At 63.0% G+C, this 25,975-nt stretch carries 20 protein-coding genes; 9 read left to right on the forward strand and 11 right to left on the reverse strand.

What is annotated here, in order from left to right:
* Positions 1-231 precede the first annotated feature (231 nt).
* The 4 genes from dnaA to J0W34_RS00020 all read left to right on the forward strand — a co-directional run bounded on the left by dnaA (position 232) and on the right by J0W34_RS00020 (position 6,663).
* Positions 232-1,698, forward strand: coding sequence for a chromosomal replication initiator protein DnaA (gene dnaA / locus J0W34_RS00005; protein WP_230970191.1), 1,467 nt, complete (start codon positions 232-234; stop codon positions 1,696-1,698).
* Positions 1,699-1,752: 54 nt separating this feature from the next.
* Positions 1,753-2,856 (forward strand): DNA polymerase III subunit beta, encoded by a 1,104-nt coding sequence (gene dnaN / locus J0W34_RS00010; RefSeq protein WP_227817360.1) that lies wholly within the window; start codon positions 1,753-1,755, stop codon positions 2,854-2,856.
* Between the two features lie 68 nt (positions 2,857-2,924).
* Positions 2,925-5,411, forward strand: coding sequence for a DNA topoisomerase (ATP-hydrolyzing) subunit B (gyrB, locus tag J0W34_RS00015; RefSeq protein ID WP_227817361.1), 2,487 nt, complete (start codon positions 2,925-2,927; stop codon positions 5,409-5,411).
* A 283-nt stretch (positions 5,412-5,694) separates the two neighbouring features.
* Entirely contained in the window at positions 5,695-6,663 is a 969-nt protein-coding gene (locus J0W34_RS00020) for a hypothetical protein (RefSeq protein ID WP_230970192.1), read from the forward strand.
* On the opposite strand, the gene J0W34_RS22310 is transcribed toward J0W34_RS00020, so the two are convergent.
* The 6 genes from J0W34_RS22310 to J0W34_RS00045 form a co-directional block, all read right to left on the reverse strand.
* Positions 6,638-7,063: a very short patch repair endonuclease gene (locus tag J0W34_RS22310; RefSeq protein ID WP_227817761.1), complete on the reverse strand. Its 426-nt coding sequence runs from the start codon at positions 7,061-7,063 to the stop codon at positions 6,638-6,640. The two genes, J0W34_RS00020 and J0W34_RS22310, sit on opposite strands and share 26 nt — an antisense overlap.
* Entirely contained in the window at positions 7,063-7,341 is a 279-nt protein-coding gene (locus tag J0W34_RS00025) for a hypothetical protein (protein ID WP_227817760.1), read from the reverse strand. Before J0W34_RS00025 ends, J0W34_RS22310 begins: the two co-directional genes overlap by 1 nt.
* Positions 7,342-7,350: 9 nt before the next feature.
* Positions 7,351-8,628 carry a DNA (cytosine-5-)-methyltransferase gene (dcm, locus tag J0W34_RS00030; protein ID WP_331001527.1) on the reverse strand — a complete coding sequence of 426 codons (1,278 nt, stop codon included), beginning with the start codon at positions 8,626-8,628 and terminating at the stop codon, positions 7,351-7,353.
* Positions 8,629-8,723: 95 nt separating this feature from the next.
* Positions 8,724-8,972, reverse strand: coding sequence for a DM9 repeat-containing protein (locus tag J0W34_RS00035; RefSeq protein ID WP_230970193.1), 249 nt, complete (start codon positions 8,970-8,972; stop codon positions 8,724-8,726).
* Between the two features lie 108 nt (positions 8,973-9,080).
* Entirely contained in the window at positions 9,081-9,911 is an 831-nt protein-coding gene (locus tag J0W34_RS00040; RefSeq protein ID WP_230970194.1) for a nucleotidyl transferase AbiEii/AbiGii toxin family protein, read from the reverse strand.
* On the reverse strand, positions 9,889-10,917 hold the full coding sequence (locus J0W34_RS00045; RefSeq protein WP_230970195.1) for a type IV toxin-antitoxin system AbiEi family antitoxin: 1,029 nt from the start codon (positions 10,915-10,917) through the stop codon (positions 9,889-9,891). The genes J0W34_RS00040 and J0W34_RS00045 overlap by 23 nt, the downstream gene beginning before the upstream one ends.
* Positions 10,918-11,331: 414 nt before the next feature.
* Between J0W34_RS00045 and J0W34_RS00050 the strand changes: the two genes are divergently transcribed.
* Positions 11,332-11,892, forward strand: a complete 561-nt coding sequence (locus tag J0W34_RS00050; RefSeq protein WP_230970196.1) for a DM9 repeat-containing protein — start codon at positions 11,332-11,334, stop codon at positions 11,890-11,892.
* A gap of 77 nt (positions 11,893-11,969) precedes the next feature.
* Here J0W34_RS00050 and J0W34_RS00055 read toward each other — a convergent pair whose 3' ends face one another.
* On the reverse strand, positions 11,970-13,208 hold the full coding sequence (locus tag J0W34_RS00055; protein WP_230970197.1) for an aminotransferase class V-fold PLP-dependent enzyme: 1,239 nt from the start codon (positions 13,206-13,208) through the stop codon (positions 11,970-11,972).
* Between the two features lie 280 nt (positions 13,209-13,488).
* On the opposite strand from J0W34_RS00055, the gene J0W34_RS00060 reads away from it, so the two are divergent.
* Entirely contained in the window at positions 13,489-17,232 is a 3,744-nt protein-coding gene (locus J0W34_RS00060; RefSeq protein WP_230970198.1) for a PAS domain S-box protein, read from the forward strand.
* On the forward strand, positions 17,229-18,296 hold the full coding sequence (locus J0W34_RS00065) for an HD domain-containing phosphohydrolase (RefSeq protein ID WP_230970199.1): 1,068 nt from the start codon (positions 17,229-17,231) through the stop codon (positions 18,294-18,296). Before J0W34_RS00060 ends, J0W34_RS00065 begins: the two co-directional genes overlap by 4 nt.
* A 13-nt stretch (positions 18,297-18,309) precedes the next feature.
* On the opposite strand, the gene J0W34_RS00070 is transcribed toward J0W34_RS00065, so the two are convergent.
* The 4 genes from J0W34_RS00070 to J0W34_RS00085 all read right to left on the reverse strand — a co-directional run bounded on the left by J0W34_RS00070 (position 18,310) and on the right by J0W34_RS00085 (position 23,666).
* Positions 18,310-19,980, reverse strand: coding sequence for a thiamine pyrophosphate-binding protein (locus tag J0W34_RS00070; RefSeq protein WP_230970200.1), 1,671 nt, complete (start codon positions 19,978-19,980; stop codon positions 18,310-18,312).
* Positions 19,981-20,393: 413 nt separating this feature from the next.
* Positions 20,394-22,013: a nicotinate phosphoribosyltransferase gene (locus J0W34_RS00075; protein WP_230970201.1), complete on the reverse strand. Its 1,620-nt coding sequence runs from the start codon at positions 22,011-22,013 to the stop codon at positions 20,394-20,396.
* A gap of 1 nt (position 22,014) precedes the next feature.
* Complete coding sequence (locus J0W34_RS00080; protein ID WP_230970202.1) at positions 22,015-22,863, reverse strand: ribose-phosphate pyrophosphokinase-like domain-containing protein; 849 nt, start codon at positions 22,861-22,863, stop codon at positions 22,015-22,017.
* 125 nt (positions 22,864-22,988) lie between these two features.
* A complete protein-coding gene (locus tag J0W34_RS00085) occupies positions 22,989-23,666 on the reverse strand; it encodes an NUDIX hydrolase (RefSeq protein ID WP_230970203.1) in 678 nt (225 codons plus the stop codon).
* Between the two features lie 282 nt (positions 23,667-23,948).
* On the opposite strand from J0W34_RS00085, the gene J0W34_RS00090 reads away from it, so the two are divergent.
* Positions 23,949-24,428 carry a formate dehydrogenase subunit gamma gene (locus J0W34_RS00090; RefSeq protein WP_230970204.1) on the forward strand — a complete coding sequence of 160 codons (480 nt, stop codon included), beginning with the start codon at positions 23,949-23,951 and terminating at the stop codon, positions 24,426-24,428.
* Entirely contained in the window at positions 24,425-25,975 is a 1,551-nt protein-coding gene (locus tag J0W34_RS00095) for a formate dehydrogenase beta subunit (RefSeq protein WP_230970205.1), read from the forward strand. The genes J0W34_RS00090 and J0W34_RS00095 overlap by 4 nt, the downstream gene beginning before the upstream one ends.

Genomic DNA, 25,975 nt, shown 5'->3' on the forward strand with positions numbered 1-25,975 from the left:
TGCGGGTTGCTCACAGGGCGATGGGCGAGGATGTGTTTCGGACAGTTGCGGCTGTGGATAACTTTTTCATGGCGGGGTAGAATGCACGTCTGCCGCCGAGGTTTGACAACCTGCAACCGGCCCGGAAGAGGTCAGAGGCGGAGACCCGAGAGCAGAGCAGTTTTCGTTGGCTGCCGTAGTCAGCCATCGGGCGTATCGAGTTTCCGAAAACATAAGAATTCATCCACTCCTGTGACGCAAGATTTCTGGAATTTCTGTCTGGTCCGCCTTCAGGGTGAATTGCCTCCGCAGCAGTTCACCACCTGGATCAAGGCCCTGCGTGCCGAGGATGTCGACAATGCCGACAGCCCTGCCGTGCGTATCGTGGCGCCCAACCGCTTCGTGTTGCAGTGGGTGCGCGAGCGCTATGTGCGCCGCATTGGCGAACTGGGGCAAGAGTTTTTCGGCGGCCCGGTCAATCTCGACCTCAGCCTGCCGGCAGTCGGAGACGTAGCCACCAAGGTGACGCGTCCGGCACGCGCCACAGCGACAGCCGCCGCATCGGCGCCAGTTGCCCCGGTGGTCGAAACCGCTCCGGTGGCGCCCGTGCCGGCCGCAGAAGAGGCGCCAGCACCCAAGCGCGAGAGCAAGACCCCCAAGGCCATTGCACCCACCCGCAACAACGGCTCGGCCTACGAGAAAAGCCGGCTCAACGCCGATTTCACCTTCGATACCTTGGTGACCGGCCGCGCCAACGACCTGGCCCGCGCGGCCGCCATGCAGGTGGCCGACAACCCCGGCGTGTCGTACAACCCGCTGTTCGTCTATGGCGGTGTGGGTCTGGGCAAGACCCACCTGATCCACGCCCTGGGCAACGAGGTGTACCGCCGCAACCCGAAGGCGATCATCCGCTACGTGCATGCCGAGGACTACTACGCCGACGTGGTGCGTGCCTACCAGCAAAAGAGCTTCGACGTCTTCAAGCGTTACTACCGCTCGCTCGACGTGCTCATGATCGACGACATCCAGTTCTTCAATAACAAGAACCGGACGCAGGAAGAGTTCTTCCACGCCTTCAACGCGCTCACCGAAGCCAAGAAGCAGATCATCATCACCTGCGATACCTACCCCAAGGACATCCAGGGGCTGGAAGACCGTCTCATCTCGCGCTTCGACTGGGGCCTGACGGTGCAGATCGAGCCGCCCGAACTGGAAATGCGGGTCGCCATTCTGCAAAAGAAGGCCGAGAGCCACGCCGTGCATGTGGATGACGACGTGGCCTTCCTCATCGCCAAGAACCTGCGCGCCAACGTGCGCGAACTTGAAGGCGCGCTCACCAAGGTGGTGGCTTTTGCCCGCTTCCACAACCGCGACATCTCGCTGGATGTGGCCAAAGAGGCGCTCAAGGACCTGCTGCACGCCCACAACCGGCAGCTGTCCATCGAGCACATCCAGAAGACGGTGGCCGACTACTTCAAGATCAAGGTGGCCGACATGCACTCAAAGAAGCGCACGCGGGCCATCGCCCGCCCGCGCCAGGTGGCCATGTTCCTTGCCAAGGACATCACGCCCATGAGCCTGCCGGCCATCGGCGAGGCCTTCGGCGGGCGCGACCACACCACGGTGCTGCATGCCTGCCGCACGATTGCCGAGCTGCGGCGCAACGACACCCAGCTCAATCACGATCTGCACGTGCTCACCCAGGTGCTGCGCGGCTGATCACCCCACCCACACGCACACAGCAAACGACCCGATCCACGGAGACCCACACGAATGCAACTGCTGACCACCACCCGCGACGCCCTGCTCGGACCGCTTCAGTCGGTGTCCGGCATCGTGGAGAAGCGCCACACGCTGCCCATCCTGTCCAACGTGCTGATCGAAAAGCGCGGCAGCGAGCTGACCATGCTCGCCACCGACATCGAGATCCAGATTCGCACCACGACAGAAGTGGCCGCCGGCGAGGACGTCAGCATCACCGTGGGCGCACGCAAGCTGCAGGACATCCTGCGCGCCCTGCCCGGTGACAACGAAGTGGCGCTCACGCTCGACGACTCGCGCATGACCGTCAAGGCGGGCCGCTCGCGCTTTGCGCTGCAGACCCTGCCCGCCGCCGACTACCCGCGCCTCTCCGTGGAAGACGGTGAAGGCGTGCGTTTTACCGTGCAGCAAGGTGCCTTCAAGAAGCAGCTGGCCCTGGTGCAATACGCCATGGCCCAGCAGGACATCCGCTACTACCTCAACGGCCTGCTCACCGTCATCGACGGCAACGTGCTGCGCATGGTCGCCACCGATGGTCACCGGCTGGCCTATGCCGAGAGCGCCGTCGACGGTAACCACCCGCGTACCGACGTCATTCTGCCGCGTAAGACCGTGCTCGAGCTGGCCCGCCAGCTGGCCGATTCCGAAGAGCCGCTGGAAGTCATCATTGCCGGCAACCAGATCGTGTTCCGCTTTGGCCCCATCGAGCTCATCTCCAAGCTCATCGACGGCAAGTTCCCCGACTACGAACGCGTGATCCCCAAGAACCACCCCAAGGAACTGCACCTGGCCCGCCAGCCGCTGCATGCCGCACTCACCCGCGTGGCCATTCTCACCAACGACAAGTTCCGTGGTGTGCGTGTGGTGCTCGAATCGGGCAGCCTCAAGATCGTCAGCTCCAACGCCGAGCAGGAAGAGGCGCAGGAAGAACTCGAGATCGACTACCAGGGCGAAGGGCTGGACATCGGCTTCAACGTCACCTACCTGCTCGACGTGCTCAACAACGTGTCGGTGGACGAAGTGGTCGTGCGCCTCAACGACGGCAACTCCTCCGCGCTCATCAGCCTGCCGGGCAACGACAACTTCAAGTATGTCGTCATGCCCATGCGCATCTGATCGCACCCGCGCCACACACAACAATGTACCGTGGCGCCCCGTGGCGCCCCGCATGAAAAGAGAGCCCTATGTCCGACTCGCAGAACCCGACGCCGAACGGCGGCTACGACGAATCCTCCATCCAGCAGCTCGAAGGCCTCGAGGCCGTTCGCAAGCGCCCTGGCATGTACATCGGTGACACCTCTGATGGCACCGGTCTGCACCACATGGTGTTCGAGGTCGTCGACAACGCCATTGATGAAGCACTGGCCGGGCATTGCGACGACATTCTCGTCACCATCCACACCGACAACTCCATCTCCGTGGCCGACAACGGCCGCGGCATCCCGGTGGGCATCAAGATGGACGACAAGCACGAGCCCAAGCGCACGGCAGCCGAAATCGTCATGTGCGTGCTGCACGCCGGTGGCAAGTTCAACCAGAACAGCTACAAGGTCTCCGGCGGTCTGCACGGCGTGGGCGTGTCGTGTGTGAACGCACTGTCCAAGTGGCTGCGCCTCACCATCCGCCGCGACGGGCAAAAGCACTTCATGGAGTTCCAGCGCGGCAAGGCGGCCGACCGCATCATCCAGACCGTGGACGGCGTTGAAGTCTCCCCCATGAAGGTGATTGGCGAATCGACCAAGAACGGCACCGAGCTGCACTTTCTGGCTGACGAAGAAATCTTCGGCACCGTCGAGTTCCATTACGAAATCCTCGCCAAGCGCCTGCGCGAGCTCTCCTTCCTGAACAACGGCGTGCGCATCCGCCTGATCGACCAGCGCACCAGCAAGGAAGAAGACTTCGCCTTCGCCGGTGGCGTGCGCGGCTTCGTGGACTACATCAACCGCGCCAAGACCGTGCTGCACCCCAACGTGTTCTACTCCGAAGGCACGGCCAAGACCTCCAACGGCACCGATCACGACATCGAAGTGAGCGTGGAAGTGGCCATGCAGTGGAACGACAGCTACCAGGAACAGGTGCTGTGCTTCACCAACAACATCCCCCAGGCCGACGGTGGTACTCACCTCACCGGTCTGCGCGCGGCCATGACCCGCGTCATCAATAAATACATCGAAGAAAACGAGATCGCCAAGAAGGCCAAGGTGCAAATCAGCGGCGACGATATGCGCGAAGGCCTGGCCTGCGTGCTGTCGGTGAAAATGCCCGACCCCAAGTTCGCCAGCCAGACCAAGATGAAGCTCGTCTCCTCCGAAGCCCGCCCCGCGGTCGAAGAAGTGGTGGCCAGCAAGCTGGGTGACTACCTGCTCGAAAACCCCATCGACGCCAAAACCATCTGCGGCAAGATCGTCGAAGCCGCCCGCGCCCGCGACGCCGCCCGCAAGGCCCGCGAAATGACGCGTCGCAAAGGCATCCTCGACGGCGTCGGTATGCCCGGCAAGCTCGCCGATTGCCAGGAAAAAGACCCCTCCAAGTGCGAAATCTACATCGTCGAGGGTGACTCCGCCGGGGGCTCTGCCAAGCAGGGCCGCGACCGTAAGTTCCAGGCCATCCTGCCGCTGCGCGGCAAGGTGCTCAACGTGGAGAAGGCGCGTTTCGACAAGCTCATCTCAAGTGAGCAGATCGCCACGCTCATCACTGCCCTGGGCACCGGCATCGGCAAGGAAGAATTCAACCCAGACAAGCTGCGCTACCACCGCATCATCATCATGACCGATGCCGACGTGGACGGCGCCCACATCCGCACGTTGCTGCTGACCCTGTTCTACCGCCAGATGCCCGAGCTGGTCGAGCGCGGTCACATCTACATCGCCCAGCCGCCGCTCTACAAGATCAAGCACGGCAAGAGCGAGCTGTACGTGAAGGACGACGCTGAGCTCAACGCCCACATGCTCAAGCTCGCGCTCGAAGGCGCCGAACTCATCACCGCCGAAGGCGCCGAGCCCATCAGCGGCAGCGCCCTGGGCGAGCTGGCCCGCAACTACCTGTTGGCCGAAGCCGTCATCCAGCGTCTGGCCGGCTACATCGAGCCGCCGGTGCTCTTCGCCCTGCTCGAGCGCAACGTGGTGCTCAGTCTCGAATCCGAAGACGCCGCCCGCGCAAGCGCCCAGGCCCTGCAACCGCACTTGGGCGACACCATGAAAGTGCACGCCGAATTCAATGAAGAGGCCGAGGCCTGGCGCCTCGTCATCGAGCGCATGCACCACGGCAACCGCAAGAGCTGCACGATTGAAGAAGACTTCCTCGTCTCGGGCGACTACGCCACCATCCGCAGCGCCGCCGAGGCCATCGCCGGCCTCGTGGGTGACAAGGCCGTCATCCGCCGCGGCGAAAAAGAGCAGCCCATCAAGGGCTTCGGCCAGGCCATCCGCTGGATGCTCGGCGAAGTCGAGCGCAACATGGGCAAGCAGCGATACAAAGGCCTGGGCGAAATGAACCCCGGCCAGCTCTGGGAAACCACCATGGACCCCACCGTGCGCCGCCTGCTCAAGGTGCAGATCGACGACGCCATCGCGGCGGACGAGATCTTCACCACGCTGATGGGGGATCAGGTGGAACCGCGCCGGCAGTTCATTGAGAGCAATGCGTTGTATGCGCGGAATATTGATGTTTGAGGTTTTTTTCCACCGGCAAAAGGAACGGGACTAGCTTTTTTTGGGGCTTAGGTCGTTTTTCCGTCACCGGATTCTGTTTCTTTGCAAAAAGCTCCTTATGGAGCTTTTTGCTTTACTGGAGCTGATTTTCACGCCATCTCGCTCATCCGCTAGGGGCAAATGAGAGATGGTTTTCGCGGAAACGGATGACGCCGGATAACAATGGCATTTATGTCCACACCATCAGAGAGTATTCTTCGCTTACACCCTAACCGTCTACCCCGTTATGTCGCTAACAAACCATTTGCCTGCCATTATTTCGTCAAAGGGACGTACTTCGAAACCTGTCGAACGGCGCTACCGCGCAATTTTAGTTGAGCTTGACCAATACAGCGCGAGTGCCCCGATCTTTGCTGAAAGCCTCTTTCGCGCGGTGGAATCACAAGATGCCCAGTGGATTGATAAAATTCCTGGGGATTTGGACGTGCTGGTTTCTCATGCTTCTGAAGTAGCCGGCCTCCGCCAAGATATTTTGGATCGTATCGAAGGCTATTTGCCTCCGTCTGAGGTCGTCGTAGATCTTGTTGAGTCTTTGATGCCTGGGGGGAAGATTGTTGGTGCGAATTTATGGGATGCCAATCAAGTTTGCAGGCAGTACGTTCTCAGGGGAACTAACCCGCGCTTCGAACACTTTATTCGTGAAACCCTGACACAGTACATATTGGCAAATGGCGATCTTCAGCTTCCTCTTGATGCAATGGTCAGCTTCCTCAAGGATGACTATGATCCGTTCGCAAAGAGGGTTGCAAACGGACTGATATCGCGCGCGGGAAAGCTAAACGAGATGATTCTTGAGCGTGCCCTCATTAGCGCCGGAATTGGCGCGTTAGGCTCCGCCTACGATGTAACTGGAACGAAGTCGAATGGGGACATGGTGTTCTACTGTAACAATACCAAACCGCGATGTCAGATCTATGCAGAGGTCAAAAGCTACGGTGCTCGCGAACGTTTGCTGCGCGGACTTCAAGATCTAAACGGCAAGGATGCTATTGGAGTTGGATTCTTTACCGATGCCTCTGAGTTCAACCCTACTCGCACCCAAGACTTTATCAACGCAAACACATTGGCGATTTACATGCCCGACGCGACCTACTCAGCTCTGCATCCAGACAGTCGAGCAAGGCCGTCAAAGAGAAGCCAAGCGTTCTACCGTCGATTGTCATCATTCCCTGCCGACATTGTTAGCTTTACAAAATCGGGACGTCTCCCCTGATGGCGGCCTCAGTAGTGCGCAGTGCCGTCTGAGGATCGTCACGAAGCTGGCACTCATGAACCACGACTACCCGCCATCCCAATGCTTGTAGCTGATTTCTAACGAGTTCATCTCTTTTTCTATTGCTATCTAGTTTCGCGCGCCAAAATTCTGTCCGCGTGCTGGGTAGTTTGAAGTATTTGCAGTTGTGCATGTGCCAAAAGCAGCCATGCACAAGTACCACAGTTCTCCATTTTGGCAGCACGAGATCGGGTTTCCCCGGAAGATTTTTGTCGTGAAGCCGAAAGCGAAAGCCTTCGCTGTGAAGGAATTGACGAACCAGCAATTCGGGCTTTGTATCCTTTCCGCGAATGCCAGACATCATCCGGCTTCGGGTGGCCTTGTCGACTACGTCAGCCATTACGCGTCGAGCTGAAGGCCCAATGCTCTCTGAAAGACCGGATATGCTGCTTCGTAGACCGCATCACCCAGTTCCTGAAAAAGGGCGTCGACAACTGAACGTGCTTGGGAAATCTCGATATCCGAGAATGTCCGCTTTCCAGTTGCAATGGTGACGATTTGTGCAGGGTCATCATCAGGGTGGAACAGTATTCCTCGCTGGTTCAATTCGGAAAACCACATCAGTGCGTGATCGAACGTCAGCCCTTGCAAAACGGGAATTCTGGTTTCAATGTGCATTTTTCATCCTCAGGCAACCGAGTAGCGGAGTGGCAGTTCAGGTTCGAGCGTTTCAGCTTCCAGTCTGGGTTGCATGAGTTTGGCGACATGATGCATGACGTCGACAACCACTGAATTTCCGAACTGCTTGTATGCACGCGTGTCAGATACGGGAATACGGAACGTATCCGGGAAACCCATGAGGCGAGCGCACTCGCGCGGCGTCAGGCGTCTTGGGTTTTTGCCTTCGCCCTGATACACCAGAATCTCGGAACCGTCTTTGTAATACCGGGCCGACAGCGTACGCGCCACACTGTTCGGGAACGTCAGCCCGAAACCGAAGCCGTTGCCCTTTGCGCGATGTTTCTCGGCGTAGTCTTGCAGGTAGGTCCATAGCTTGGGTGTCAGGGTGTATTTGCTCTGAACCGATCGGTTTTCATGGTCGAAGAATCGATCGCCATCCCATTCCAGGAACGGTTCGGAACCGTCGGCTCGATGAAGGATGTCCTTCATCGTTCGCTGGCCTTTCGGTGGCAGGGGCAACTCGTCCCAATCGAAGCTGACACCGAGATCCTTGCGGAAGCCGACGATCAGGATACGTTCGCGGTGCTGGGGCACAAAGTGGGCGCCATCGACAACGCGTGGGGAAATGTCGTAGCCAAGGTCGATCAAGGAGCGCTTGATCACATCCCATGTACGCCCCTTGTCGTGCGACATGAGGTTCTTGACGTTCTCGAGCAGGAATGCGCGCGGCTTCTTTTCTTCAATGATCCGGCAGATGTCGAAGAAAAGCGTGCCTTGTGTTTCACATGAAAAGCCGTGGGCGCGACCCAGTGCATTCTTCTTGGAGACGCCCGCAATACTGAACGGCTGGCAGGGAAAGCCCGCGAGCAGGACATCATGGTCAGGTACGTCGGCGGCTTCGATCTGGGTGATGTCGCCATTGAGCGGGTGGGCGTCCCGATAGTTTTCGGCGTATGTCTTCTGGGCGTAACTGTCCCACTCGCTGGTAAACACGCAGGTGCCGCCAATGCCTTCAAAGGCGGCACGAATGCCCCCGACGCCGGCAAACAGGTCGATGAACCTGAACGCTCCTTCCTCAACAGGCCCGCCAAACGGGAGCATCTGCTGAAGGCTCAATGCATATTGAGCGGGTACAGAACATGCCTCGACCCAGCGTCGAACCGTGCGTGGGTCTTTGCCGATGCGACGTGAAATCTCGGCCTGGCTGTAGTGTTTGAGCGCCTGAGCGAGGTAGTTGTAAGCCGAATCGGTGTCGTGAGCGGTCGTGAGCACTGTGGCGGACATCAGGGTCTCTCTGGGAAATAATGCGGACATTATGTCCGCATTGTGACCCGCGTGAATACTGTATATCCGAAAAAATCCTGGAAAATACGAGCGCTTTATTTCGCCGGCACAAACATCGAATCCCCCACCCGATCCGCCGCCGACTTCGCCGGCCGCACTACACTCACCAGCACCTCATACCGATCAAAATACTCCTCCGCACCCCCATGCACGACGGCGCATTTGCCGCTTTTGAGCAGCTTGCCGGGGTGGACGCCGTTGTTGATGCGGGCGCGGCTCACGTAGAGCGGGTCGCCGTCTGTTTCGTAGCCGTAGGGCACGGCGTTGCGGGGGCGGTGATCCATTGGCCTTCGCCGGTGGCGGCCACGCGGTAGCGGGGCACTTTCACTTCCTTGCCGCTGTAGCCAATCATGCAGCTCTTGCGGGCGTTTTCGGCGGTGTTGGTGTGCATCTCAAGGACCCGTGTTATTGATGAAGCCGCGCGCCAGATGCTGAATGAGTTCGAAAGACGTTTCGGCGTTTCCCGGCATGTCCCCTGCGAGTCGTGCCCTTCCGTTTGGGTCGGTTTCCGCTTCGAGCAGGTCTGCGATTAGTGCGTGATCTTGTCTGGATAGCACCCGGGTCATGTCTTGTCCCAACAGCCAGGCCCCGGCCAGTGTGTAGTCGAAGTCGGCCGCGTCGAGCAGGTGCGCTGCATCGGTGTACAGCCGATCACGCTGCCCGGCGTCCAGGTAGTGGGTCAGAATTGCGTGCAGGTCGTGGGCGTCTTTTCCCGGGTGTTCATGTCGCCGTTCCTGCCAGGCAAGGAGCTTGAGCACGGCGAGGGCCGCCAGCGTGACCACTTGAATGCGCTGTCCGTTTGGCAAAACGGCTTCAACGGTGTTGGCCATGGCTTCTGCGAAGCCGAATACGCTCATGACGGTTTCGCCGCCGGGTGGCCAGGCGATGGATCGATAATCCCGTTCGACGGGGCCGAAGGGGATGAGATCGATCGGGAGGCTGCCGTTGAAGACAAGCCGGTGCGCGACCCGGGGCACTTCAGCAAACCGGTCACTGTTGATCAAGCGTTCCCGAATGGCGGTGAAGGTGGGCCAGTCGGGCACCATCAAGGCAATGTCCCCATCCTGCGTCTTTCGACCGGGGTCGATGTCGTGAGCAGTGTGAAGCAGCAGATCGCGCGCCGTTGCGCCGGCAAGAAAGAAGGGGGTGTCTCCCGCGCCTTCTTTGAATGTGGCAACGAGTTCGGACAGAAACGCGAGTTCAGTCCTGTTCGAAAAGTCCATGGAGCTCTCGTTCCCGAATTCGGTTTGCCGCTTCGAAACACCGACCATCGCCGGTGGCCAGCAGGTCGGCGTAGATCAGCAGCGGGGGGACCAGGTCGGGCGTGGTCGTCGTGGTTTCGAAGTGCCAGAAGCGTTTTCGCAGCTCGACCGTGCCCGTGGGGTCCTTGCGGAGCTGTTGGTCCACCAGCAATCGGTTGGGGACTTCGTCGGCGTAGAGCGTGACGATGCCGGGGGTCAGGTAGGCGTCCAGTTTGGCTGCCGCGGCCTCGCCGCCAAGTTGTGCGTTGTAGCGGGTGGCGTCGAGGGTTTGCCACCAGTCGCGGTTGGGCGCTCGATATTGGCCGAGGAGCAGTTTGGGGCGCAGAGTGCGCGCGTAGGCTTCGGTCCAGGTGTCGGCGAGGCGCGCCATGTTGCGGAGCCGTCGATTGGCACGGCCCAGTTCGAATACGTAGCCGGCGTCGGTGAGGTCTTCCATGACGTTACCCACGGTGCCATGGGCGACGCCGGCGAGTTTGGCGATGTCACGGTAGGGACGGTTGACCCATTCGGGCTCACACAGCAGGGCGAACACCACTTGCAGCCCGGTGGCCTGGAATGCGCGCCCAGCGTTGGGGGCAGTCGGCTTTTCGGTGGGGCGCATGCCCTTGATCCACACGAGGATTGGCGGCCGGTTGAGGTAGGCATTGCCGGCGCCGTCGATGAAATTCACACCGTGTTCGCGCAGTTGATCAGCTAATTGGGGCGTCGCGTAGTCTGTGATGAGCAGGGCGTTCTCCCCTAGACGCGCCATTTGGTTGATGACCGTGCCCAGCATGGCGGGGCGAAGGCCGCGTTTGACCTCGGCAAGCAGCGGTAGGGTTTCGTCACCGATGCGCCATTGAAGACGCGCGTCGCCCACGGTGTCGGCAGTGGGCGCCTCCAATGCCTCCAGGCGGAGGTTGACCCCCATGCCGTGTGCGGCGGCGATGGCGTCTTGAATGAGATCGGCGGCTGCGGTTGTGTCCATAAAATTAGAATGTCCATGTTTCATGGACATGTGTCAATCATGGACAAATGTCTCTTGTCCAAATATTTCATTTGTCCATGAATCATGGACGAACTCAAAAAATGGACAAATGGAGTATCAAGGCAGCCAAGACTATCGGTATTGGTTCAATTTACTGCGCCGCAGACTTCGGCGGCGCAACACACTCGTCAGCACTTCGTACCGGTCGAAATACTTCTCAGAACCCCCGTGCCCGACGGCACATTTACCGCTCTTGAGCAGTTTGCCAGGCGGCAGACGCCTCAGTCGATTGGGGTCTAAACCCCATTCGCGGGTACCGACCCGCTCCCTAGACTGGGAACCATGCACTGACCCACCGACGCCACTGCCGGTGAGCAGATTCAGACACACAGGTTTCCCGACAGGAGCATCGACATGAACACCATCACTCAAACCACTCGCACCCTCCGCCTCGCCCTGGCCCTGAGTGCTGTGCTTTCCCTCAGTGCCTGCGTGGTGCCGGTGCAGACGGTGCGTCATGATCCGCAGCCCCGGGTTAATACCCTCAAGTTCGTGAAGGCGTCGGGGGGGCATGTGCCGCGCGGTGCCCTTCAGGCGGGGGCCGATCGCAAGGGTGAGGCGCTGTATGTGTGTTCGGTGCGCTACAACGGCGCGACCCATCTGGGCAAGGTGCGCAAGGGTATCGGGGGCTGCCACATCGGCTTTGGAGGCAAGGAGAAGGGCTTTTCGTCCTACAAGGTCGGGCTGGGCTACGGCAACTGGGCCAATGGCAAGAAAGGCGCCATTCCCTACGGTGCGGTGGCCTACGGTCGTGAAAGCGGGCAGCCGCTCTATGTGTGCCGTGCCATGCATCGCAAAGGGCTCAAGGTGATGTGGCAGCCGGGCAAGGTCGGGCCTTCCACCGGTGGTACGTGCAACTTCGGCTACGGTGGCAAGGAGTATCGTGCCAAGGCGTATCAGGTGCTGATGCCCTGAGTCCCGTTAAGCACCGCGCGGCCGGTACGACCTCGGTGAGGTGTGCCGGCCGTTTTCGTGTGGTGATGTGTCGGGCGTCAGCCCAGCACTGCGTCCAGTGCAGCGAGCAGCTGATCCACATCGGCCAGGCTGTTGTAGTGGACCATCGAGATCCGCAGCACGCCGCGCGCCGGATCGATGCCCATCGCCTCGAGCAGTCGCACGGCGTAGAAGTGGCCGCTGCCCACCATCACGCCGTGTTCGCCCAGCGCCGCGGCCAGACGGGCCGGGGTCATGGTGTCGGGTACCACGGCGACGGTGGCGGCACGCCCGGCGGCGGTGGGCGGGCCGAGCAGACGCAGGCCGCGGCGCGCGTGCAGGCCGTCGAGCAGGTGGGTCAGCAGGGTGTGCTCGGCGTCATGAAACAGGGCGCGGACGCGCGCCGGGCGTCCTGCCGGATCGGCGCCCGGATGGTGATGGATGTCGAGCGCCTCGAAGTAGTCGGCAATGCCGGCTGCAGCGGCCACCTGGGCATGGTCCGGTCCGGCCGGGACGAGATATTTACGCGGCTGGTCGGCATTGAAGTAATGGGCTTCATTGCCCAGCGTCTCGCGCAGGATGGGCCGCATGATCATCAGCCCCTGGTGCGGTCCGAAGGTCTTGTAGAGCGAGAACAGGTAGATGTCGGCGTCCAGCGCTGAAACATTGGGGAAACCGTGCCCGGCGAACGAGACCCCATCGACCAGGCAGAGCGCGCCAGCGGCATGCGCCATTTCGGCAATGCTTGCGACCGGATTGATGTTGGCGACGATGTTGGAGCAGTGAGGGATGCACACCAGCCGGGTGCGCGGCCCGAGCAGGGGGGATAGATCGTCCGGGTCGAGAAGCCCGGTGTGCGGATCGACCTGCCATTCGCGAATCACCATGCCGTCGGCCGCCAGCCGGCGCCACACGCCGCTGTTGGCTTCATGGTCCTGATTGGTGACCACGATTTCGTCCCCCGGCTGGAGCAGACGCCGGAATGCCTGTGCCAGCACGTAGGTGTTCTGCGAGGTCGAGGGGCCGAAATTGAGCCAGCTTTCAGGTACGCCCAGATAAGGCGCGAGCCGGGTGTAGGCCGCGTCCATCCATTCGCCCGCCTCGCGGGAGGCCGGGTAGGCGCCATAGGGCTGCACCTTGAGCCGCCGGTAATAGGTGTCGAGCCGCTGGATGACGGCCTGGCAGACGTAAGAGCCGCCCGCGTTTTCAAGAAACGCCGTGCCGATCATGGCCGGCTCGGCGAAGGCGGGAAAACAGTGGCGAACGAACGACAGATCGATCGCGGGGGCGGGCGACATGGGAGGCTCCGGTTGATGGGTGATCAGGCACAAGGGTAGCGCAACAGGGCGCGACGCATGGCAGCGCTTGTGGCTGTGAGTCCGGACGCCCATGAAGGGCACACGCATAGACGCTGTGGTGCCGACTTCGGGCGGCCCGCCCCGTCGTCGGAATGGTTGACGTTAATACTCAACTTTTCGCCCACACGTCCGTTGGAGAGAAAGACGGGGATCTCCAGCGAAGCGATTCGCGTCGCAGACGCTTCATGCCATTGCAGTGAACCCCAGCACAGATTTGTCCATGTTCGACCTCGACCGATTCTTCGTCGGCAACACCGACCCCAGTCTCTTTGCCAGCGGCACTTACAGCCCTTCGCTGGTCCTCCTGTCCTTGCTGATCGCCAGCGTGGCCTCGGGGCTCGCCTTGCAGATCGCCGGCACGGCGCGGCGTGGCACGACCCCCATGCAGCGTCATCTGGCAACGGCCATTGGTGCGCTGGCCCTCGGCGGGGGGGTGTGGTCGATGCACTTCATGGGCATGCTGGCCTTCGACCTGTGCACGCCGGTCGACTACGACACCGTGACCACGGTGCTATCGATGGTGCCCAGCCTGGGTGCCTCCTGGATCGCATTGCGCCTGCTCGCGCGCGATCGGCTCGAACGGCACCAGTTACTGCTGGGCGGCGTGCTCGTGGGCGCCGGCATCGGGGCCATGCATTACACCGGGATGGCCGCCATGCAGATGTCGCCGGCCTTGCGCTACGACCCCTTATGGTTTGCGGTGTCGATTCTGGTGGCGATCAGCCTGTCGGTTCTGGCGCTGTGGATCCGCTTCGGGCTGGAGCGGTTTCAGGGCCGACGCAGCGCGATGCTGTGTCTGGTGGCCAGTGCGCTGGTCATGGGGCTTGCGATTGCCGGCATGCATTACACGGGCATGACGGCGGCGCGCTTTGTCGTGCCGGCGGATTTCGTGCCGGACACCGATCTGCCGCCCAGTGATTTTCTGGTCGAGGCGGTGTCCTTGTTCGTGATCGGTCTGACCCTGCTGGCTGCGGCCTTCAATGCCCTGTTGCGCTACATGCACCTGTATCGCACCGCGCAGGACAGCCAGTTCCAACTGCAGGCCATCGTGGATACGGCGGTGGACGGTATCGTGATCATGGACGAAGAGGGCGTAATCGAGGCCTTCAACCAGTCTGCCGAGGCGATCTTCGGCTGGCAGGCTGAGGAAGTCATCGGGCGCAAGGTGGAGGTTTTGCTCGCCGAGCGTCTTGCGGGCGATCGCCAGGGTCATCTGGCCGCCTATCTGCGGGCGCGGCATCCGGAAATCGTCGGCAAGGGGCGCGAGGTGATGGCGCGCGACCGCAACGGGCGGACCTTCCCGATCCGCCTGGCCATTGGCGAGGTCACCCTGCCAGACCGCTCCCTGTTTGTCGGCTTCATCTCCGACATCAGTGTGCGCCAGGCCATCGAGCAGTCGCTGCGCGAGCGCGAGGAGCAGTACAGCTCGCTCATCCGCAACATGCCCGGAGTGTCGTTCCGGTGTCGCATTGATGACGACTGGAGCATGGTCTTCATCAGCGATGCGGTCGAAGCGATGACCGGCTGGCCGCCTGAGGCGTTCATTGCGAAAACGGTGAACTTCGGCGACATCATCCATCCGGACGACACGGCCCGGGCCAGCGACGCGGTGGACCTGGCCCTGGCTGCGCGACGCCCCTATCAGGTGGAGTACCGCATCATCCGGCAGGACGGTCAGGAACGCTGGGTGCAGGACAGCGGCGGATTCGTCTACGACGACGCTGGGCAGGCCCGGTGGATCGACGGGGTGATCGTGGACATCACGGAAACCCAGCTGCGCAACGCCGAGTACGCGGCGCAGGTGGCGGCCATCGACCGTGTGCAGGCGGTGGTGCATTTCGATCTGGCCGGCCATGTGATCGACGCCAACGACATCTTCCTCGACATCATGGGCTACACGCTCGACGAGGTGGTCGGTCAGAGCTTCCGCCTGTTCCGCTTTGAGGACGAGGCCGGCATCGACGAAGACCATGACGAGCTGTGGCAGAAGGTGACGGCCGGTGAGCCGGTCACCGGCGAATTCCGCCGTCGGGCCAGGGACGGCAGCACGGTATGGATCCAGGCCTCTTACAACCCGGTGCTCAATGCCGATGGCCGGCCGTTCAAGGTGGTCAAGTTCGCCACCGACCTGACCCAGCGCAAGGTCATGGAAGCGGCGCTGGTCGAGGCCAGGGACAAGGCCGAGCAGGCGGCAGCGGCGCGCGCCACCTTCGTGGCCAACATGAGCCACGAGATCCGCACCCCGATGAACTCGATCATCGGCTTCTCGGACCTGCTCATCAATTCGCCCATGGACGCCACGCAGCGCCGGCATATGGAGACGATTCGCAACTCAGCGCGCTCGCTGCTGGGCCTCATCAACGATGTGCTCGACACCGCCAAGCTCGACCGCGGCGCGATCGAGCTGGAACACATCGATTTCTCCCTGCGCGACATCGTGCACCAGATCTCGGCCTCGCTCGGCCTGAGCGCCGAAAACAAGGGGCTGGGCCTGAGCGTGGATTACCCGGCCGAGCTGCCTACCTTCTTCAAGGGCGACCCCATGCGCCTGCAGCAGGTGCTCAACAATCTGGTGGGCAACGCCATCAAGTTCACCGCCGAAGGCCGTGTGGCGATCATCGTTCGGTATGAGGACGGTCGCCTGCGCATCGCCGTGCGCGACACCGGCATCGGCATTCCGGCGAGCCGGCTCGAAGCCATCTTCGACCCGTTCTCCCAGGCCGACGCCAGCATGAGCCGCCGCTTCGGGGGCACCGGCCTGGGCACCACCATTGCCCGCCAGTTCGTGGAGCTGATGGGCGGGCAGCTGCGCGTGGACAGCCGCGAGGGCGAGGGCAGTACCTTCACGGTGGAGGTGCCGCTCGAACCGGGCAAGGCCGTGGTGCTCGACCCGGTCGAGATGGGGCGCCAGTTGCCCCCGCTGCGCATTCTCGTGGCCGACGACATCCCCCAGAACATCGAGTTGATGCAGATCGTTCTGAGCCGCAGTGGTCACAGTGTGGCGGCCGCCCGCGACGGCGAGGAGGCCGTACAGGCGGTTGCCCGGAGTCGATTCGACGTGGTGCTGATGGACGTCCAGATGCCGCTGGTGGACGGTCTCGAAGCCACCCGACGGATTCGGGCCTGGGAGCAACTGCAGGGCTTGCCGCCGGTGCCCATCGTCGCCCTCAGCGCGAGTGTGCAGCGGCAGGACCAGGAAGCCGCCCGCGAGGCCGGCATGAACGGATTCGCCAGCAAACCGCTGGAGCTGCAGCGCTTGCTGATGGAAATCGCCCGCGTCACCGGGCTGGAAACCCAGGTCGCGGCGCCGCAGGCCGTGCCCGACGGGGTGGATGTGGGCGCGCCGCTGATCGACTGGGCGCGCGGCATCCGCTTCTGGGGCGACGCCAGTGCCCTGAGCCAGGCCATCCGCCGCTTCTGCGACGACAACCGCCACGCCTGTGTGCAGCTCGAGCGTCAGCTCGCCTGCGACAACCTGGACGGTGCCCGCCAGAGCGCCCACCGTTTGCAGGGCGCGGCCGGCAATCTGGCGCTCAGCCGGCTCCACGCACTGGGGCACGCGCTCGAATCGGTGCTCAAGCAAGATGCGACCGATGCCAGTGAGGCGCGCGAGCAGGCCAGGGCGCTGGCCCATGCGCTGACCGAAGCCTTTGCCGCCACTGTGGCGGAACTGACGGCGCACGGCCACCTCAAGCCTGACCCGGCGCCCGCCCGTTCGGACGGCGAGACGGACTGGGATGCGGTCGCCCGGCATGTGGACGCGCTCGCCGATGCCCTGCAGCGTGGTGAGATCGCCGACGACGCGCTGGCCGGTATTGCCGATGCGCTCGGCGCTTCCAACGGCCAGACGCGCCTCAGTGCCGTTCAGGCGGCGCTGGATGACTTCGACTTTGATCGCGCCATCAGCCTGCTCGGGGCGCTGCGCGAACTCGTCGACCGGGAACAAGGATGTCAAACCTCATGAGCACGAAAGATCGAAAGACCCTGCTGCTCGTCGATGACGAGCCGACCAATCTCCAGGTGCTGCGCCAGATCCTGCAGGACGACTACCGCCTGCTCTATGCCCGCGACGGCATGCGCGCCCTCGAACTGGCACGGCAGGAGCATCCGGACCTGATCCTGCTCGACGTGATGATGCCGGTCATGACCGGCTACGAGACCTGCTCGGTACTCAAACTGGGGGCCGATACCCGGTCGATTCCGGTGATTTTCGTGAGTGCCCTGACCGACGAAGCGGACGAGGCCGCCGGGTTCGATGCCGGCGGGGTGGACTACATCGCCAAGCCGGTGAGCGCGCCCATCGTCAAGGCGCGGGTGCGCACCCACCTGTCGCTGGTGCGCATGGACGAGCTGCGCGAAACTCGACTGCAGATCGTGCAGCGCCTGGGCATGGCGGCCGAATACAAGGACAACGAGACCGGCCTGCACGTGATCCGCATGAGTCACTACTCGAAGATTCTCGGCCTGGCGATCGGCATGAGCGAAGACGAAGCGGACGAGCTGCTCAACGCGGCACCCATGCATGATCTGGGCAAGATCGGCATCCCCGATCGCATTCTCCACAAACCGGGCAAGCTCGACGACGAAGAGTGGGCCATCATGCGCGAGCACGCCCGCATTGGCGCCGAGATCATCGGCGATCATGATTCATCGCTGTTGCGCATGGCCAGCGTGGTGGCGCTGACCCACCATGAAAAATGGGACGGCAGCGGCTACCCCGAAGGACTCAAGGGCGAGAAGATTCCGCTGGTGGGCCGGATTGTCGCCATTGCCGACGTCTTCGACGCGCTCACCAGCGAGCGCCCCTACAAGAAGGCCTGGACCGTCGAGGCCGCGATCGAGTTGCTGCGTGCCGAGAGCGGCAAGCACTTCGATCCGGTGCTGGTCGAGCACTTCATCGATCAGATGCCGAAGATCCTCGAAGTGAAAGCCAGATGGGCCGAGGCGCCGACCGAGGGCCCGGTGAGCGCTGCCCAGCGTGCAGCCGCTACGCGGACACCGTCGGCCAGCGAAGCCACCACGCGCTAGGGCACGCCGGGGCTTACTCGGTATCCACCAGGACTTCGATCAGGCTCGGCCCGCCGGAGGCGATGGCCGCTTCGACGGCGGGCCGGATCGCGGCCACCGTGTCGATGCGTTGTGCCGGCACGCCCATGGACGCGGCCAGGGCCTGGAAGTCGATGGGCGGGTCATTCAGATCCATGGCGATGAACTGGCCGGTGCGCGCCGAGGTGTAGTGCTGCTGGCTGCGCATGAAGTTCTTGAGGATGTTGTATTCGCGGTTGTTCACCACCACGAAGGTCACCGGCAGCTTCTCGTTCACCGCCGTCCACAGCGCCTGGGGCGAATACATGGCGGCGCCGTCACCCACCAGGGACACCACCGGCTTGCGCCCGATGCCCAGCGAAAAGCCGATGGCCGCCGGCATGCCCCAGCCCAGCGCACCCCCGCGCAGGAAGGAGTATTGCCGGACCGACTGGTTGTGCAGGAAGTTGCGCAGATGGTGGGCGGTGCACAGGGCCTCGTCCACGATGGGCGTCTCGCCAATGGCCTCGGCCAGCTCGCGGGCGGCGACCATGGGGTGGATTTTCGGGCGGTCGATCAACGCGTCGGCCTTTTCCATGAGGGCCAGCCGGCGGGTGTCGAAGGCGTCGCGGGCGCGGGCGCGCTCGGCGTCGAACTCGGCTTCGCGTGTCGCAAGTTCGACGGCCAGATGCTCGTTCAGCGCCTTGAGCGAGAGCTGGATGTCACCGACCACCGACAGGCGCGTGGGGTAGGTACGGCCCAGGTCGCGGCCGTCCACCGACAGCTGATACAGCGCGCAGCCTTCCGGCAGGGCAGAGGCATCGGTGTACAGCACGGTAATGAAGGACTTGCCGCCCAGCGCAAAGATGGCATCGAACCCGGCCACCGCTTCGGCGATGCCCACCGCCTTGGTGGGCAGGTTGCCGCGCCACAGGTAATGCCCGGTGGGATAGGGAATGTGCGCCGGCCAGGATGAGCCGAACACCGGCGCGGCGAGCGCTTCGGCCAGCGCCACCACCTCGTGGTGGGCGTCGTGGGTGGAGATTTCGTCCCCGGCAATGATGGCGACCTTGCCGGCCGGATAGCGCGCCAGTGCTTTGGCCAGTTCGGGCAGGGAACCGGCGACGGGGCGGCGGTCCACATGCGACACCTCGGGGATGGCCACCTCGCTGGTCGCTTCCATCACGTTCATGGGCAGGGACAGGAACACCGGCCCCGGCGGGGTGGCGGTGGCGTCCTGAAAGGCGCGGCGCACCAGCACGGGAATCTGTTCGGGGGTGGTCACTTCCTGCGCCCATTTGGACACCGGCGTGGCAATGGCGACGAGATCGCCCTGCAGCAAGGGGTCGGTGAAGGCGTGGCGGGAATCCTGCTGGCCGGCAGTGACCACCAGCGGGGTGCCCGAGGTGCGGGCATTGATGAGGTTGCCCAGCCCGTGGCCGAGACCGCCAGCGGTGTGCAGATTGATCACGCCGGGCTTGCCCGAGGCCTGGGCGTAGCCGTCGGCCATGGCGACCACGGTCGCTTCCTGCAGGCCCATCACGTAATGGACCTTCTGGCGGCCGATGAGGGCGTCGATCAGGGGGAGTTCGGTGGTACCGGGGTTGCCGAAGATGTACTCGACGCCTTCGGTCTCGAGGGCTTCGAGCAGCACGTGAGCGCCGCGACGAACGTCGGGGTGGGTCATGAGGATCACTCCATGTCGGTTGGCCGCACCGGGTCGTCGGCCAGAATCAATCATGCCCGACACCATGGATCACACGGAGGCGGGCGAGGCGCTGCGGGGTGGTGCAGCGCGTGCAGTGTAACGCGGCGGCGAGCGATGCGTCCGTGACGCTTTGATTCGCTGCGGCAGCGGATTGTCCGGACGAAAAAAGCGCCCGCTACTGCGGGCATGCCGTTCAGTGAAGGCATAGTTCCTCCCCCTTCAAGGGGGAGGTCAGGAGGGGGATGGGGTCAGCGCCGCGCTGTGTTACCCCATCCCCACCCCATCCCTCCCCTTGAAGGGGAGGGCGCAACCCGTCAATGAGGCTCGGATTCGCTTCACTGAACGGTATATCCCCGGTGGCAGGCGCTGTTCATTTCGGGCAGCCAGATGGATCAGAAAAGATCCTCCACCGCTGGACACGTCCATGAGGCTTTCAAGCGCGCCCTAATCTCCCCGAGCGTCTGTTCCACGAGCAACTTGCCATCGCGGAACACCGGCTTGAGCGCACCCCCTTCCGCCTGCTCGGGCGTCTGGCGATCGAAGAGCACGAAGCGATCGCCTTCCTGCTCGACACGGAGCAAGCCCTGCGCCGAACGCTTGACGCCCGAGTCGGTGATCGGGTCCTTGACCAGTTCCCGCCCGATGCCATCGACTTCGGCATAGGTGGCCTTGAGGGCCCAGCCGAAGCTGTCGCGGGTGAGGTACTGATAGGTGTAGGAGCCGATGCCGAACACCACGTTCGACGACGCAAAGCCCTTGTCCGCAAGCAACTTGAGGATGTCGCGTGCGCGGGCGAGGGTGATCGAGTCGCCGTAGATGAGCCCGACGCGCGGGTTGAGCATCTTGTAGCCGCGCTCGCTCTCGCTGCCGCCGAAGATGTCCCAGAGGCACTGGACGGCCCCCCGGCGCTCGGCGTCGGTGATCCACGCGCCGCTTTCGATCACCTGGTAGCGCCCGTCCGTGGCGGGGCCGGTGACTTCGCTGTCGCGGTAGCCGCCGAGGATGCGCACCGGGTCGCCCGAGTCGGGGCGGAACACCACCTTGGCATTACCGAGAGCGTCCGGCGTGCGGGCAAGGATCTCGTCCTTGAGTGTGACGGCGAAGTCGGTGATCACCTGCCAGAAATCCCAGGTGTCCGACACCACCGAGACGATCCCGGCCGGATAGAGCTCGGTGACGATGCGGCGGAAGGTCTCGATCTCGCCATCGCGGGTGCCGAGGCACATCACGCTGTGTTCGGTCGCCGGCACCGAGCCGCCGATCAACTCGTTCTCGGCATCGGCCCCGTAGAGGTCTTCGAGGTAGTCGATGGCCGGAATCGTGTCGGTGCCGGTGAAGGAGAGCAAGTGCCCGGCGCCGCTCTTGCGCGCATCAAAGAGGCCCGCCATGCCGCGCATGGAGAAATCGTGTCCCTGCCAGTCGATGAATTCCATCGGTGCGCCGGTGAGCCGGGCAAAGTACGTGAGCAACTTGCGGTACTCGAAGGCGATGGTGGCCACCGTGCTGGGCTTCCACGACTCGCAACTGAACAAGGTCTCGATGTAGGTGGCGAGCCAGGCGAAGTCGGGGTGCGTATTGGTGATGGTCACCGGCGGCACGCGGATGTCCACCCGCGAGCCTTCGGGCACGGAGCGGATTTCGAGCGGCAAGTAGCCAAGGGCGTGCAAGGCCTCGATCTTGTCGGTGGCCACGGCACCGGGGCCGAGCGCGGTGTCCATGCGTCGCTGGTACTGACGCACGGCCTGGCGACGGTCGCGGCCGAAGAATTCCCGGTCGAACAGGTCGATGAGGATCTCCTTGATGAAACCCTGCAAGCCGAACCACACGACCTTGTCGTCGAACAACTCGGGCAACACCGGGGCGAGGCGCGCCGAACGCGGGGTGAAGTTGGCCACGATGCGGTTGGTGCCTGCCGGGTACTGGCCGGGGTGGCCGGTCTTGTAGAAGTCGGCCTGGATCATGGGGGCAATGCCGTTGGGGCGGGCTTTGATCGGGGTGTCGGTTGCGTTCATGTCAGGCTCCTTCTTGGTTGATCACGGTGAGCATCGGGTCGCTCGAACCGGTCCAGTCATAGGCGGTGAAAACGCCGGCGTAGTCGCCCCTGAGGGCATCGAGACCGCGGCTGAAAATGCCGTGGGTCACATAGAGGTAAAGGGGTTGATCGGTGACCTCGCGGGCGGCGCGGGCCAGTTCGATGAAGGTGCGGCCGCCATCGCAGAGGTCGTCCACCACCAGGATCGGTTGCGCGGGCAGTCGGGTCGGGAAGCGCATCTCGACGATGCGCCCGTCGTTCGGGTCGCGGCGTTTTTCCGCAAAGGCGGTGTCGCGGTCGCCAAGCCGGCGGGCCAGTGACTCGACCCGGCCGCGGGCGCCGGCATCCGGGGCCAGCAGGGTGACGCCACCGGAGAACACATCGGCGTCCAGGACCTGACGCACGAACACCGAAGCATCGACCACGTTCACCCGCTCGATCAGCGCGGTGACCACTGCACTGTGCGGGTCGGTGATGGTCACCGAGGCATAGCCCTGGGTGTTGATGAGATCGCAGAACACCTTGGCGCTCAGGGCCTCGCCCGGATTGCACACCCGATCCTGACGGGCGTATGGCACGTAGGGCATGTCCAGATGCACCGGCACGTTCGGCGCTGCGCGACGCACGGCATCGGTGAGCATGATCAATTGCATGACCTGCAAGGCATTGCGCAACCAGGCGCGGATGCGCACCGAACGAAGCTGCTCGGCCACGGCCAGCAACTCGGCCGGCAACACCACATGGGCTTCGCCACCGGCGAATTCGGTGCAGGTCGGCACGAATCGCTGGTGCCGCTGCGTGCCCCGCTTGAGTTCAGCAATGATGTCCATGTCGTTCTCCTTGTTAGTTGCGTTGTGCAACTATGTGGCGAACGATATCATCATTAGTTGCATTATGCAACTAAGTAGCGCGAATCATTTGACGTGGGTCTTAATGACGCCACCATGCAGCGGGCTCAGAGCGTCTTGTCGAAGAGGGCGAAATCCTTGAGCCGGTAGAGCCGGGCGGGGCGTTGCACGCCGGTCTGGTAGGCCTCGGTGGCCTCGACCACATCCCAGGCGTCGATGCGCCGACGGAAGCTGGACTTGTCCAGCCGGGTCTGCAGCACTGCCTCGTACGTGGCCTGCAACTGGCTCAGGGTGAACAGCTCCGGCAGCAGCGTGCACGGCAGCGTCGAGTAGCCCGATTTGTTGCGCACCCGGGCGACTGCCGCAGCCACGATCTGCGCATGGTCGAAGGCCATGTCGGGCAGGTGATCCACGTCGTAGAAATGAAACACCGAGTCCCCCACGCGATCCAGTTCTTCCACCGGCACGAGGGCCACGTAGGCCACGCTCAGCGACCAGCGGCGCGGATCGCGTTGTCGCCCGGAGAACACTTTCAACTGCTCGATGTAGCGGGGCGTGAAACCGGTCTTGTCGCGCAGGACGCGCCGCACGGTGGCGTCGGTGTCCTCATCTTCGGCGGCGTCATCCGGGCTGGCGTCATCGCGCACATGCACGAAGCCGCCGGGCAAGGCGAGCATGCCGTGATCCGGCGCCTTGTCGCGGCGATGAAGTGCCACCTGCAGGACGCGTTCGCGCAGGGTCAGCAAAACGGCGTCGACCGTTACCAGAGGAAGAGCGTGATTCACGAGGGGCCTTGGCGACTCGGCGAAGTGGAGCCCCGATACTACCAGTGACGCCCCCGGTCGCTGAAGGCCGGGGGCGGCCCGGAAATCGGTGCTGCTGCCTGTGCGTTATATTCGGCTAAATAGAACGAATTATATTTTGTGTTCGTAAAAACAGAATGCGCATTCAGAAAAATCCGTTTTTCATACGCAGCCCCAGCCTCTAGAGTCAGTGCGATCGGGTGTGATCGACGCATGAGGCATGTCGCGTCTAGGTCGGCACCGACCATCATGAGAGGAGGGAGTATGGCCGCGTTGGACAATCGCGAATTCATTCAAACAGCCATCGACGGCCATCGGCATCTGGATGGTGCGCTGCTGCCGGCACTGCATGCCATTCAGGATGGGCTGGGTTGGGTGCCGCCGGAGGCGACGCCCATGCTCGCCGAGGCGCTCAACCTGTCCCGGGCCGAAGTGCATGGCGTGATCAGCTTCTACCATCACTTTCGCACCACGCCACCAGGTCGCCACGTGGTTCAGGTGTGTCGCGCCGAGGCCTGTCAGGCGATGGGCGCGTCAGCACTCGAAGCCCACGCCAAGCGCAGTCTGGGCGCCGATTTCGGGCAGACCACGGCGGATGCGGCCATCACCCTCGAGCCGGTGTATTGCCTGGGCAACTGCGCCTGTTCGCCCGCAGTGCGCATTGGCGACCGGATCGTTGGCCGTGTGGACGCCACGCGGTTCGACGCCTTGATGGCCGAACTGCGCGAGGAGGCCACGGCATGAACATGACCGTCTACGTGCCCATGGATTCGGGTGCCGCTTCGCTGGGCGCCCACGAGCTTGCACAGGCCATTGCCAGCGAGGCGGCAAGGCGCGGCATTGCACTCGAACTCAAACGCAACGGTTCGCGCGGCATGTATTGGCTCGAGCCCATGATCGAAGTCGAAACGCCCGCCGGGCGCGTGGCTTATGGTCCGGTGCGCCGGGAGGATGTGCCCGGTCTGTTCGATGCCGGTTTCCTCAATGGCGGGTGCCACGCGCTGGCCCTCGGGCCGACCGAATCGATCGACTACCTGAAGCGCCAGAGTCGCCTGACCCTGCAGCGCGTGGGTGTGGTGGATGCGCTGTCGATCACCGATTATCTGGCGCAGGGCGGTTTCGCCGGCCTGCGTCGCGCCGTCCGGATGTCACCGGCCGAGATCGTCGCCGAGGTCACCGAATCGGGCCTGCGCGGACGCGGCGGCGCGGCCTTTCCGACCGGTATCAAATGGAACACGGTGCTCAACACCACGGCTGACCAGAAGTACATTGCCTGCAATGCCGATGAAGGTGACTCAGGCACCTTCTCCGACCGCATGCTCATGGAAGGCGACCCCTTCTGCCTGATCGAGGGCATGACCATTGCCGGGCTGGCGGTGGGTGCCACGCGTGGTTTCATCTATCTGCGTTCGGAATATCCGGATGCCCACCGCGTGCTCCTGGCTGCCATCGAGACGGCACGGGAAACCGGCTATCTCGGCGCGGACATCCTCGGTGCCGGCAAGGCCTTCGACATCGAGGTGCGTCTCGGTGCCGGCGCCTACATCTGCGGCGAAGAGACGGCCATGCTCGAGTCGCTCGAAGGCAAGCGCGGCATCGTGCGCGCCAAGCCGCCGCTGCCGGCCATCGAGGGTCTGTTCGGCAAGCCGACCGTGATCAACAACGTCATCAGCCTCGCTTCGGTACCCATCATTCTGGCCATGGGCGCCGCCTACTACCGGGACTACGGCGTCGGGCGATCGCGCGGCACGCTGCCGTTCCAGCTGGCGGGCAACCTCAAGCGCCCAGGGCTGGTGGAGCTGGCCTTCGGCACCACCTTGCGCGAGCTGTTGTATGACTTCGGTGGCGGCAGTGCCAGCGGCCGACCGATCCGCGCGGTGCAGGTCGGCGGACCGCTGGGCGCCTATGTGCCCGAGTCGCAGTTTGACGTCGCGCTCGACTATGAAGCCTACGCGGCGATGGGGGCCATGATCGGTCACGGTGGCCTGGTGGCCTTCGACGACACGGTCGACATGGCCCACATGGCGCGATACGCCATGGAATTCTGCGCCGAGGAATCCTGCGGCAAGTGCACCCCTTGCCGCATCGGCTCCACCCGCGGCGTGGAGGTCATCGACCGGCTCATGGCGGGTGAAGCCCGTGGCAAGCAGCTGGCCCTGCTCAATTCGCTGTGCGACACCATGGAGCGCGGTTCCATGTGCGCCATGGGGGGCATGACGCCCTATCCGGTGCGCTCCGCGCTCAAGCATTTCCCCGAAGACTTCGGCATCGACGCCACCCAGGCGGCGTGA

Origin of the sequence: Nitrogeniibacter aestuarii, assembly GCF_017309585.1 — a bacterium.
Lineage (GTDB): Bacteria > Pseudomonadota > Gammaproteobacteria > Burkholderiales > Rhodocyclaceae > Nitrogeniibacter > Nitrogeniibacter aestuarii.